Raw genomic sequence first — 12,993 nt, 5'->3', positions numbered from 1 at the left:
AAAGAAAGAAGGAGGAACCCATTATGACGGGTATTGATCCGGTCGCTCAGAAGCTTTTATACTCCATCATGCAGTTTAATAAAGGCAAATGGAGGCAACATAAACCTCATGGGCGCAATCACAATGAAATTATGGTGCTGGGTTGTTTGCTCCACGGGATGCATCCGGGAGAACGGTTGAATTGGCAGGATAACCCGCCTGATTTTAATGACACGATCCAATCCAATCATCCCGGGATGAAAGTCTCGGAAATCAGTGCTTTGCTACGAGTGAAGTCACCAACCATTACACCGGTTATTCGGGGTCTTGAAGATGAGGGGTTGGTCAAGCGGACGATGGACCCGGAGGATCGGCGTGCTGTCCGCATCACGATTACTGAAGCAGGCCGTGAAATCATTCGGGCTGCTCATGAAGAGCGCATGGAGATATTCAACAAACTCGTTAAACACCTGGGGGAAGAAGACAGCACTCAGCTGGCTGAGCTATTGACGAAGGTATACACCTTTTTTGATACACTTCCCTCCCTGCAAAAGGATGATTCGACACAAGGAGATGATACGCCATGATGAAACTGTTTCGCATGTTGAAGCCTTACAAAATCCCCATCTTCTTCATTCTGGGTCTGATCATGTTACAGTCTTTGGCTGAACTGTACCTACCCACGCTGATGGCAGACATCGTGAATGACGGCATTATTAAAGGAGATATCCCATATATCTGGCAGATTGGCGGTTGGATGCTGGTCATTGCGATTGGCGGAACAGTATGTTCGGTGATTGCCAGTTACCTCTCATCCCGCACAGCGGGTGGGTTTGCCAAACAACTGCGTAGCAGAGTATTCCGTCATGTGGAGAACTTTTCGCTCCAGGAGTTCGATAAGATGGGTACTGCTTCATTGATTACGCGTACAACGAATGACATTACACAGGTACAGAACGTACTTACGATGATGCTGCGCATGATGATTATGGCTCCGCTCATGTGTATCGGGGGTATCTTCATGGCGGTATCTCAGGACGCCAAATTATCTACGATCTTCCTGGTTGTGCTTCCTGTACTGGGTGGAGCCATTGCGCTGATTGGTGCCAAGGGTTTACCTTTGTTCAAAACCATTCAGAAAAAGCTGGACCGACTCAACTTGGTGCTGCGGGAGCAATTAACAGGGATTCGGGTTGTTCGTTCCTTTAACCGCGGTAAGCATGAGCGTGTACGCTTCAATGGGGCCAACACGGAACTGCGGGACGCTTCGATCAAGGTCAATGTGCTCATGGCGACCATCATGCCTGTAATGATGCTGGTTATGAACTTTTCGATGATTGCCATCCTTTATTTTGGTGGTTTGCGGATTGACAGCGGCAATATGAATATTGGTTCTCTGATTGCCTTCATTCAGTATGCGATGCAGATTATGTTCTCGCTGATTATGGTTTCCATGATCTTTGTCATGATTCCAAGAGCTTCGGCATCGGCAGAGCGGATCAACGAAGTACTTGATATGCAGCCGGATCTTAGCAATCCTGAGCAGCCGAGTGGCATGAAAGCGATGCAAGGTATGATTGAGTTCGATAATGTAACCTTCCGTTATCCGGGTGCAGAGAATGCAGCTTTGTCTGGTATTTCCTTCACAGCTCGCTCAGGTGAGACGACAGCCATTATTGGCGGTACGGGTTCAGGGAAATCGACATTGCTCAGTCTTATTCCACGATTCTATGATGTGACTGAAGGTAGTGTTCGGGTAAATGGTACGGATGTGCGTGAACTTCGGCAGGAAGATCTACGTGCCAAAATTGGCTTTGTACCGCAGAAGGCAGTCCTCTTCACGGGTACGATTACGGAGAATATCCGTCACGGGAAAGACGATGCCACAATGGATGAAGTTGTTCATGCAGCCCGTACGGCTCAGGCAGAGAACTTCATTACCGAGATGAAAGAAGGATATGATAGCCTTATCGCACAAGGAGGTAATAATGTATCTGGTGGACAAAAGCAACGTCTGTCCATCGCTCGCGCACTTGTTCGCCGTCCGGAAGTCTATATTTTTGATGACAGTTTCTCTGCTCTCGATTTCAAAACGGATGCTAAACTTCGTGCTGCACTGAAGTCCGAAACGACAGAAGCGGCTGTGCTGATTGTAGCCCAGCGCGTAAGTACAGTAATGGATGCCGATCGCATTCTAGTCATGGATGAGGGACGAATTGTCGGTTCAGGAACACATAAAGAGCTGCTGGAGCACAATGAAGTGTATCGTGAGATTGTATCCTCCCAGCTGACAGAGGAGGAGATCGCATGAGTGAACGTACAGAACGCAAGTCGCCTCGTCCACCTGGTGGACCGGGTCCAGGTCCCGGAATGGGCATGCGACCTCCCGCTGAGAAAGCGAAAGATTTCAAAGGTACACTGCGGCGCTTGATTCGTTATCTCCAGCCCCACAGTTCTCGCCTATTGGGTGTGCTGGTCGCAGCCATTCTGAGTACCGTATTCAGCATCATCAGTCCAAAGATCATGGCCGAAGGAACGGATATTCTCAGCCAAGGCGCCATTGCCATCCTTCAGGGTGTGCAGGGGGCCGGGATTGATTTTCCTGCATTGATGAAAGTATTATACCTGCTTGGCGGACTCTATCTATTCAGTGCTGCATTTATGTATGTTCAGCAATATCTGATGGCCGGTGTAGCCCAGCGTGTTGTCTATGACATGCGTGAGCAGATTAGTGCGAAGGTTGGACGCCTTCCTTTGAAATACTTTGATTCCCGCACGACTGGGGAGACGCTTAGCCGTGCCACGAATGACGTGGACAATATCAGTAATACACTTCAGCAAAGTTTGGCACAGTTTATTACGTCTATCGTCACGATTGTCGGCGTAATTATCATGATGCTGACGATTAGTCCATGGATGACCTTGATCACGATTTTGACGTTGCCACTCAGTGTGGTTGTTGTCATGCTGGTCGCATCCCGTTCGCAAAAACACTTTGCAGGTCAACAGAAATCCCTTGGGGAACTGAATGGTCATGTCGAAGAGATGTACACGGGACACAAGGTCGTCAAAGCATTTGGACGCGAAGAACAATCCGTACAGCAATTCGAGAAAGTCAATGAAGAGCTGTATGAATCCGGTTGGAAAGCTCAGTTTATCTCCGGTATTATTATGCCGCTCATGAGTTTTGTTGGTAACCTGGGTTATGTGCTGATCTGTGTGGTCGGTGGGATCTTCGTTACACGTGGGTCTATCTCCATCGGGGATATTCTGGCCTTTACACAGTACTCCCGTCAATTCACACAACCGATTAACCAGATTGCGAATATCTCGAATATTATTCAATCGACGATTGCTTCGGCGGAACGTGTATTCGAGTTGCTGGATGAAGAGGAAGAAGTTCCAGAGTCCAAACAACCCGTGCAATTACAGCAGCCCAAAGGTGCGGTTGCATTCCAAGGTGTTAATTTTGGATATAAAGAAAATGAACTGCTCATTCATAACATGAACATTGATGTGAAACCGGGACAGACGGTAGCCATTGTTGGACCAACAGGAGCCGGTAAAACCACCCTGATCAACCTGTTAATGCGTTTCTACGAAATTCAGGATGGTCGGATTACGATTGACGGTGCTGACATTAAGGACATGGAACGTGGCAAGTTACGCAGTCTGTTCGGAATGGTGCTCCAGGATACCTGGTTGTTCAACGGAACGATTCGGGACAACATCGCCTATGGTCGAGAAGGTTCTACGGAAGAGGAAGTCATCAAAGCAGCCGTGGCGGCACATGCGGATCACTTTATTCGCACATTGCCTGATGGATATGATACGGTGCTGAATGAAGAGGCATCGAACATTTCCCAGGGGCAGAAACAGTTGCTCACAATTGCAAGAGCGATCCTGGCAAATCCAGCTATTCTCATTCTGGATGAAGCAACGAGCAGTGTAGATACACGGACCGAAGTGTTTATCCAGAAAGCAATGAATGATCTGATGAAAGATCGCACAAGCTTTGTTATTGCACACCGTTTGTCCACCATTCGCGGCGCCGATCTGATCCTGGTTATGGATCATGGTAACGTGATTGAACAGGGCAATCATGAAGAATTGATGGCAAGTCAGGGCTTCTATGCGGATCTGTACAATAGTCAATTTACGGAGCAACAGCCGCAAGCGATCTGATTATAGATATAAATAACAAGAATAGCCGAAAACCCTTAGGGGTTTCCGGCTATTTGTCGTATCTCTAGAGGATTGACGCTGAGATATGAATGAGTTATTTACTGATTCTTATTCACTTCCACCTTCGCGTCGTCGCTATTAGCTTCCTTCAGTGCAGATGGAGCGGGTTCACCCGGGATCAATTCGCGCTGCTCAATCATGCGTTTGACGACCTCATAACAGTCATCCACATGTTTGTTACCCACATAGCGCATGGCTGTAAAGCTGAGTGCGGCAGCCAGTCCCTGTCCTGCAAATGGAACAAATTTGGCGACCGATTTGGTGGCTACGCGTACGCCGACTCTTTTCAAAACCTGTACCACCAATTCCTTGGTGATCATACGACCGATGACTTTGCTTCCGATGGACATGACGAATCCATAGATCATGGATTTGGTCTCGGGGTCCATGCCGTCCAGCTGTTTTTGTGATAATCCGAATTTATTGTTAATGGCAGGCAGCAACTGCATCAGCATCCCCACATCAGCCAGTACGTCTGTACCGGGCAGCGGAACGAGTGTTGTACCGGCAGATGCGGTAGCTCTTTTGCGAACCATGGTACGGCATTCCTTGCGAACTTGCTCTAATTGTTCCAACGTTGCCGGAATCATAGGGAATCCCTCCATTCGTATATGGTATAGATATAACCGCTTTGACTCATTTTGAATGGGTTCTCACCAGCAAAATTTGCAACCTTATGACATAAGGTGTGGAGAAACCTTTTTTCTCATGCATACTATTACGAATGAATGCCGATTAGGATGCATACTTAATTGGGAAACCTATTTTGGATCATGATGAGCGAGTAGCGCAGGGCTTGTTTACGGCTTCGACCTTTGTGGGTAAAGGGTAACAAACATTGGAATGGAGGAAGAGAAGGATGGAGTTTAACAAAGCGTTGTTAATTCATCATCATCATTCGGGCAAGGCCAATCGTGAGAATACAGTGGGTATGGTGGCTGGTGTGCTGGCTCCTGCTGTTCACGAACTCGTCATTGTGCGCACGGATGAACCGGGTGAGGGAGAGAAGCTGTGTCGTGAGCGCGGGGAACAATTCGATGTGGTGTTTATCCTCGGTGGGGATGGCACGGTGCATGAATGTGTGAATGGACTGGCCGATCTGCAAAATCCTCCGTTGATTGGCATATTGCCTGGAGGCACTTGTAATGACTTTGCGCGTTCTCTCGGCATTTCACCGGATGCAGAGACTGCGGCACAAGAAATGCTGGCAGGTCGGGTGGTGTCCATTGATGTTGGACGGGCTAATGATCGGGTGTTCACGAACTTTTTCGGCATTGGCTTGATCAGTGATGCATCGCAGAATATTAACGAGAATCTGAAAGGCGCGCTGGGTAAGCTCAGTTACTTCATCAGCACCTTACAGACAATTAGTCGTACAGAGCCGTTTCGTTACCAACTGGAGGCGGATGGGAAAGAGATGGAAGGCGAAGCTGTGATGATCTACGCAGCCAATGGCCGTTTTCTGGGAACGAATGCCCTGCCCTTTGCACCGGATGCGTTGCAGGATGGTGAACTGGACGTGCTCATTATTCATGAGACAGGCGTTCCGCTGCTGCGAGAGATGCTGTCGCACAAGCCAGAGGGAGATTGGCAACCTCAGAGTGAGAGCATTTCATACTTCAAGGCATCTACGTTAAAAGTGAAGACGGATGCGCCGATGTCAGCTGACACGGATGGCGAATTGTATATGAAGACACCCGCCGAGCTATCGGTGCTGACGGGTCATTTGAAGTTTCTAACCGGGGAGGGTTATTAGATCCCCCGGTTTTTTAGTTTGATTTTAGCTGATCGAAAAATCAAACATTCCCTGCCTGATCTTTCATATGACGTTGCCTAAACTCATCCTCCAGCATGCTCATCTGTATGGCATCATGGTATTGATGATTGTAGAACAAGACATCCCGCTTCACACCCTCGCGCTGGAATCCAAGCTTCTCATACGTGCGAATGGCTCGCTCGTTAAAGGCGTACACCTCAAGCTCAATTCGATGCAAGTTACAGATTCCGAAGCCGTAGTCCAGCATAAGCAGCAACGCCTCGCTACCGTAACCTTTTCCTTGATGCTCAGCCTGATCGATAGCAACCCGGATGTGTGCACTGCGATTCTTGGCATGCATGTCCATCAGGACGATATCTCCGATGATTTGGTCATTTTCCTGCAAAGCAATCAGTAGCATCAGTCTGGAGTCATCCTGTGCTGCATTCTCAACGTAACGTTCAACCTGAGTTCGTGTAAAACTGTTCTGTGTACCCGTCATCCTGCGCATCTCGGCATCAAACAGGCTGGGGAAATAAGCATCCACATCTGTAATCTCGAAAGGGCGCAGGTATATGCGCGATGTTTCCAGCAGACGGGTGATGCGGGGTGATGGTTTTGGTGGGGACATAGTTGTTCCTCCTAAAATGTGATTGGAATAAGGGGTCAACATTCCGGAATTCATCTTGTGCTGCTCACTGACAGCGTATAGAAGGGTCTTTAGTTCCGCTTAACCGCTCCATCCAGAAACAGCGCCACCAGTTCCTGCGCAAGTTCCTCAATGCTGCCGCCATTCATGTTGCGTACATCTTCGCGATTGGCGAGCATGAGCAGTGACGTAAACGCATGGGCAAGCAGCATGGGACTGGCGGCCCGCAAATAACCATTGTCCATCTCCTTCTGAAAATGGGTGGCTAGCACTTCGAAGATACGAACCTCTGCTTCCCGAATCTGAGCGAGTTGCTCCGGATCCAGATGTTTCTCGGCTTCTCGCATCATGGTCTCCGTTTCAATATGGGAATGCTGCATCTTCGCTTCAGCAACCTTAACCAGTCGTTCTTGCAATGTACCAGGTTCATCCAGACGGAGCGAAGTCTGCTGCATGCCCATCGCCATCATGCGGGTGATGGCAACGGTGAACAAATCGGCTTTGCTGGAGAAGTGATAATAGATCGATGCTTTGGTCACATTACATAACGAAGCGATCTGCTGGAGTGAGACGGGTTCATACCCGTATTCCATAAACAGACGTGACGCAGTCATCAATATGTTGGTTTGGACAGATGCTTGATCCACACCTGCTTTGGGTCTACCCGGTGAACGGGGAATGTTTGTTTTTTTGCTCATAGGTACATACCTCTTTACGTATTTAATCGATTGTTAGACGTGTTCACAAAAATAGGGATTGCATAATTAACCTTCCGGTATATATAATTAACTCGATTATACTATGACCCGTGGTTCATTTCTATAACATCACAAAAATAGGGCCTCATAGAAACAATATAGGGAGATGAAGAGACAATGCAGGAAGGTTCGGGTTATGGCCGCTGGGTTGCTGGCAAACGAAGCAAATGGATTACGCTGTTGGTATGGATCATTATCGCCGTTGTACTTGGTATGGTATGGCCTGCTGTAGGTGATCGTGAAACCAATAACGCACAGGATCTGAGTGAATCCAAACCATCGGTTCAGGCAGCTGCACTTGCCGAGAAGGAATTCCCTGGTGGTGAAGGATTGCCCGCACTGATCGTATGGCGTCAAGCCGGCGGTCTGACGGATGAGCAGATTCAGAACATTCAGGCATTAACGGAGCGACTGGATCAAGATCCGGTAGAACAACAGCAGTCCGTTGTGCCACTCTATCAATTGCCACCACAGGCATTGAAAGGCCAGCTTTCGGAAGACGGAAGCACCTTGGTTATGCCACTTTTCTTCAATGAAGGTGCCGATTCGGAACAATTGAAGGAAGGTATTGAAGCGCTTGAGCAAAAAACACAAGACATCTTCGGGGCGAACCCGTTTGATGTAGCTATAGATGATACCAATACATTGGTTGCCCGTGTGACAGGGCCAGTAGGGATATCCATTGATGCGAGCGGACTTTTTTCCTCCGCCGATGTATCCTTGCTGATCGCTACCGTTGTACTGGTATTAGTCCTGCTGTTGTTGATCTATCGTTCGCCGGTATTGGCGATTATCCCGATCATTGCCGTTGGATTCGCGTATATGGTGACAAGCCCCATTCTCGGATTCATGGCGGATCAGGGCTGGATCACGGTGGACGCACAGTCGATCTCGATCATGACCGTATTGTTATTTGGAGCAGGAACGGATTACTGTCTGTTCATGATCTCCAGATACCGCCAAATTCTCTATCATGAGCCGGATAAAAAGAAAGCCATCTTCCAGGCAATTACCGGATCTTCCGGCGCCATTGCCATGAGTGGATTCACGGTCGTTGCAGCACTACTGGTGCTGTTGCTGGCTGAATATGGTGCATATCATCGCTTTGCCGTACCATTCAGTCTGTCCATCTTTATTATGTTTATTGCAAGTCTGACGCTGGTTCCAGCCCTTCTTGCGATCTTCGGTCGGGGTTCATTCTACCCGTTCGTACCGCGTACTCATGAGATGGAAGTCGAACGTGCGAAGAAAAAAGGCAAACCGGCTCCTGCCCCGCGCAAAGTGAAGGAAAGCTGGATTGGCCGTGTTGTAGTAACGAAGCCATGGACCGTTCTTGCAATTACGTTGGTATTGCTGGGAGGACTTGCGGCGTTCTCTACTCAGGTGAAATTCACCTACGATCTGTTGTCTTCCTTCCCGGAGGATGTACCTTCCCGCGAAGGGTTCACGGTCATTGGCGAACAGTTCTCTCAAGGTGAGCTGGCTCCAGTCAAAATCATGATCGATGCCGAAGGCAAAGAAACTGATCTGAAGCAACGTCTCGAATCGCTGGATTACATCAGCAAGGTGGGTGACGCCCAGCAAGGGGCTGAAAATGCCAACATTACCGCCTTTGATGTTGAGTTCAATCTGAATCCATATTCGATGGAGGCAATGCAGCATATTCCGGATCTGCGGGCTACTGCAGAACAGGCGCTTCAAGATGCTGGTGTAGCTAATGTGGATAGTCAGGTCTGGATCGATGGTCAGACGGCTGAACAGTATGACATTGAAGTGACCGGAGAACGGGATGCCAAGATCATTATTCCGGTGGTCATCGGCATGATTACATTGTTACTACTGTTGTACTTGCGTTCAATCGTAGCCACAGCATACCTGATCGCGACAGTTGTTCTATCGTATTTCTCTGCACTGGGTCTGGGTTGGATCATCATTCACTACGGACTTGGCGCGGATGCCATTCAGGGAGCGATTCCGCTGTATTCCTTCGTATTCCTCGTGGCACTGGGTGAAGACTACAACATCTTCATGATCTCTAGCATCTGGCAGAAACGCAAAACGATGCCGCTTCGTCAAGCGATTAGAGAAGGTGTTGGCGAGACAAGCTCTGTTATTACATCTGCAGGTCTGATCTTGGCAGGAACGTTTGCGGTACTTGCTACATTGCCAATTCAGGTGTTGGTGCAGTTTGGTATAATCACAGCCGTTGGTGTGATGTTGGATACCTTCCTGGTTCGTCCATTCATGGTACCGGCTATCACCGCATTGCTGGGCAAATGGGCTTTCTGGCCAGGCAAGTATGTTCCAATTGCCGAAAAGAATGAGGAGAAACAGAACCAGTCCATGTAATGCATGGATTGGGCGAGATGGATGGCGAGGCTTCAAGTTCGCTGTCCATTTCTTTATTTTTATAACAATGACAGTAGAGCAGTGTGTCCTCCTGAGATGGAATGGTGGAACTGTAAAATATCCGCAGGATGAGGCATGATCCTTGTTTTCTTTGCATGGGGAAGGTTTACGTAGCCAAGGGTTTTGGGACATAATAGAGGAAGCGTCGGCCTAGGGCAGACGGATGAATCAACATCAATGGGACAACCAGGGGAAGGATGAAAGCAAGCATGACGAACCAACTTAATGTGTATTTTAACCATGACGGCGGCGTGGATGACCTCGTATCGCTGTTCATGCTTCTGCAAATGGACAATGTACATGTAACCGGCGTATCGGTTATTCCGGCAGACGGATATCTGGAGCCAGCAACAGATGCCAGCCGTAAAATTATCGATCGTTTCGGTACATATTCCGTAGAGGTATCCAAATCCAACTCCAGAGGGAAAAATCCATTTCCTGCGGCGTGGAGACTGCATTCCTTCTATGTAGATGCACTTCCTGTACTGAACGAGTCCGGCAAAATGGAAGCACCACTCTCTGCTGTTCCTGCACACCAGCATCTAATCGAGAAAGTGCGCAATACCGAAGGCAAAACGTTGCTCCTGTTCACAGGCCCACTGACAGACCTTGCGCGTGCACTGGACGAAGCACCAGACATTGAAGAGAAAATCGACAAGCTGGTATGGATGGGTGGTACATTCGAGCGTGGTAACGTAGAAGAGCCTGAGCATGACGGCACAGCTGAATGGAACGTATTCTGGGACCCGGAAGCGGCTTACCGTGTATGGCAGAGCGGCATCCAGATCGATCTGGTTGCACTGGAAAGCACGAACAAAGTGCCTCTGACTCCAGCCGTTCGTAACCGCTGGGCAGCAGAGCGCCGCTTCGAAGGCGTTGATTTCTTGGGTAACTGTTACGCAGGTTGTCCGCCACTGGTGTACAGTGAGACAAATTCCACATACTATCTGTGGGATGTACTGACAACGGCTTCCGTTGGACGCGAGGACATCGTGAAGAAGAAAACCGTAAACTGTATTGTTATCCCGGATGGTCCTAGCCAGGGCCGAACGGTTGAGCAAGCAGACGGACGTCCAGTACAACTGGTGTATGATACCGATCCGGAAGCGTTCTTTACGTACATGACGGATTTGGGTAAAAAAGCTGCTCCGCAGCGCTACTAATTCAGGCAGCCTTAGGGCGTGCCAACATTAAAGGTACAAAAATAAAGCCGCAGGCAGTGGTCTGGATATGGGGTTGAACCCCTTAATCCCGTCCCTGCCGTGCGGCTTTGTTTGTTGTGGGCTGATCTATATAACAATCTAAGCTGCCCGCTATATTTTAAATCGACCAATCAATCCGTTCAGCTCACTGGACAATACCCGGAGAGATTCTGCGGATGCACTCATCTCATCCATGGATTGCAGCTGGCTTCCGGTAGCGTGCGACACCTTCTGGATACTCGAAGAGGATTCACGCGAGATATGCTCCATGTCCTCCACGGAAGCGGACACTTCTTCTGCACTGGCAGACAGTTGCTCGGATGCTGCGGATACTTCATGCAGACGTTCATTCATCGTCTCAATCCCGGTATGAATGGATGTGAACGAACGGCCTGCCTCCTGAACAACAGCGAGACCAGACTGTACAGCTGAAGTGCTGGCTGACATATGGTCCGACAACAGGGCAGTCTGGCGTGTCATCTCGGCGATCAGTTCGGTTACATACTGGGAAGACTGCTCCGATTCCCCCGCAAGCTTGCGAACCTCTGAGGCAACCACCGCAAACCCGCTGCCATACTCTCCTGCACGAGCGGCTTCAATGCTTGCATTAAGTGCAAGCAGATTGGTCTGTGAAGCGATACCTTTCATTAGATGTGCCACCGACTCAATTTTATCGGAATACTGCTCCAGTTGGGAGGTGGAGGCTACCATCTGCACATTCGCCTCATGAATTTTGTCCATACTGTCCATCGCTGTGTTGATGTTGGCTTGACCTTGCACCGCGTTATTGGTCGTTTCCTGCGAGACATCCGCAACGATGGTGGAAGAATTCGCAATGTGCTGCATGCTGCGTGTAATCTCTTCCATAGCTACCGTAACTTCGCCCGCACGAGCCACCTGTTCAGCAGCACCACTGGCTGTATGATTGGTATGCTCGGCAATACGCTGGCTGGCTTCCGCAGTCGCTTGTGAATGTTTGGATACTCCTTCTGCAGCTTGTAGCAGAGAATCAGAGCTTTGACGGATGCCCGTCATGACATCCCGGGTACCTGTGACCAGATGTTTGAACTCGGAAGCGAGCTGTCCCACCTCGTCCTTGCGGCTAAGTTCAACGTTTACCGTCAGGTCACCTTTTCCGACTTCGGTAATTAATTTCTTGAGTTTCACCAATGGACGGGTTAAGTAGTGGGCGAATCCATACACCAACAAGACACTGAGCAGCACAATCGCCAGCGCTGTCCAGATCATAGTCATACGGTTGCGGGACATCAGTTCATAGACCGCAGTGGAGTCCAAATCCGCACCGACCAACCCCAGGACTTTCCCATCATCTCCATGGATCGGCACATACGCTGTAATGGTAGCGCCATATTCATCCTGTGTGAGTTCGCCCCGAATAGGTTCATTCTGCTCAAAAGCCTGTAGCATTCCCTCGTAAGGGGTCTCTTCTGCGGAACCGTAAGGAGAGAAGTCGTCCTCTGCCACATCAGCAGCGGCCCCGTCCACAACGTAGAAATACGTAGCAGTTCCATTTTCTTCGCGTGTACCAAGGGTGTACAGATACTTGAGTCCATTGGCTTCACGCAGTTGACTGAGCTGTTCACGCAAAGTGCCATAATACGCTGTTTGGTCCTGTCCAGTACTGAGTGGTACATACAGGGAGGTATCAATTAATGCTGCTGCCCGTTCAGCTACAGCCTGTGCCTGCATACCCATGGATTGCTCGACCAGTTGAGCCGATGAACGGTACATCGTAATGCCAAGAACCGCACCTGCGGCCAGCATCAGACAGGAAAAAAATAAAAAGATCCGCATAAACAAACTGTTCATTGGTAAAAGTGTTCCCCCTTGATCTGTTGGATGAATCATCTCTGTGTCTCTTTACTTTGGTGCTGGTCGTTCCTTTTTGTTCGTATGTATTGTATTTCCAATGTTCACTTTTCTATTTGAAATATCGGCATCTGGGCGATAAAGAATTAGCTCCCGAGTCAATTT

General features: G+C 48.9%; 10 protein-coding genes. 6 read left to right on the top strand and 4 right to left on the bottom strand.

The genetic code is table 11. From position 1 onward, the window contains the following. The first annotated feature begins 23 nt into the window (after window positions 1-23). From HF638_RS08985 to HF638_RS08975, 3 genes are read left to right on the top strand one after another with little or no spacing between them, the layout of a single operon-like run. Window positions 24-566, top strand: a complete 543-nt coding sequence (locus HF638_RS08985) for a MarR family winged helix-turn-helix transcriptional regulator (protein WP_169479895.1) — start codon at window positions 24-26, stop codon at window positions 564-566. Next, a complete protein-coding gene (locus tag HF638_RS08980; protein WP_169479894.1) occupies window positions 563-2,290 on the top strand; it encodes an ABC transporter ATP-binding protein in 1,728 nt (575 codons plus the stop codon). The genes HF638_RS08985 and HF638_RS08980 overlap by 4 nt, the downstream gene beginning before the upstream one ends. Next, complete coding sequence (locus HF638_RS08975) at window positions 2,287-4,164, top strand: ABC transporter ATP-binding protein (RefSeq protein WP_169479893.1); 1,878 nt, start codon at window positions 2,287-2,289, stop codon at window positions 4,162-4,164. The genes HF638_RS08980 and HF638_RS08975 overlap by 4 nt, the downstream gene beginning before the upstream one ends. A gap of 98 nt (window positions 4,165-4,262) precedes the next feature. Here the strand turns inward: HF638_RS08975 and HF638_RS08970 are convergent, their stop codons facing one another. Next, window positions 4,263-4,814, bottom strand: coding sequence for a hypothetical protein (locus HF638_RS08970; RefSeq protein ID WP_169479892.1), 552 nt, complete (start codon window positions 4,812-4,814; stop codon window positions 4,263-4,265). Window positions 4,815-5,083: 269 nt separating this feature from the next. Here HF638_RS08970 and HF638_RS08965 point away from each other — a divergent pair, with 269 nt between their 5' ends. Continuing rightward, a complete protein-coding gene (locus HF638_RS08965; RefSeq protein ID WP_169479891.1) occupies window positions 5,084-5,980 on the top strand; it encodes a diacylglycerol/lipid kinase family protein in 897 nt (298 codons plus the stop codon). Window positions 5,981-6,020: 40 nt separating this feature from the next. Here HF638_RS08965 and HF638_RS08960 read toward each other — a convergent pair whose 3' ends face one another. Further along, a complete protein-coding gene (locus HF638_RS08960; RefSeq protein ID WP_169479890.1) occupies window positions 6,021-6,611 on the bottom strand; it encodes a GNAT family N-acetyltransferase in 591 nt (196 codons plus the stop codon). An 89-nt stretch (window positions 6,612-6,700) separates the two neighbouring features. Then, the gene (locus HF638_RS08955; protein WP_169479889.1) at window positions 6,701-7,327 is read right to left on the bottom strand and encodes a TetR/AcrR family transcriptional regulator; all 627 of its coding nucleotides are present in this window, start codon (window positions 7,325-7,327) and stop codon (window positions 6,701-6,703) included. Between the two features lie 177 nt (window positions 7,328-7,504). On the opposite strand from HF638_RS08955, the gene HF638_RS08950 reads away from it, so the two are divergent. Then, a complete protein-coding gene (locus HF638_RS08950) occupies window positions 7,505-9,736 on the top strand; it encodes an MMPL family transporter (RefSeq protein ID WP_169479888.1) in 2,232 nt (743 codons plus the stop codon). A gap of 269 nt (window positions 9,737-10,005) precedes the next feature. Then, entirely contained in the window at window positions 10,006-10,959 is a 954-nt protein-coding gene (locus HF638_RS08945) for a nucleoside hydrolase (protein WP_017691781.1), read from the top strand. A gap of 150 nt (window positions 10,960-11,109) precedes the next feature. Here HF638_RS08945 and HF638_RS08940 read toward each other — a convergent pair whose 3' ends face one another. Continuing rightward, window positions 11,110-12,828 carry a methyl-accepting chemotaxis protein gene (locus tag HF638_RS08940; protein WP_169479887.1) on the bottom strand — a complete coding sequence of 573 codons (1,719 nt, stop codon included), beginning with the start codon at window positions 12,826-12,828 and terminating at the stop codon, window positions 11,110-11,112. Window positions 12,829-12,993: the final 165 nt, after the last annotated feature.

The organism is Paenibacillus sp. SZ31, from assembly GCF_012912005.1.
Taxonomy (GTDB): domain Bacteria; phylum Bacillota; class Bacilli; order Paenibacillales; family Paenibacillaceae; genus Paenibacillus.
This window is presented reverse-complemented; position numbering and strand designations above follow the sequence as displayed.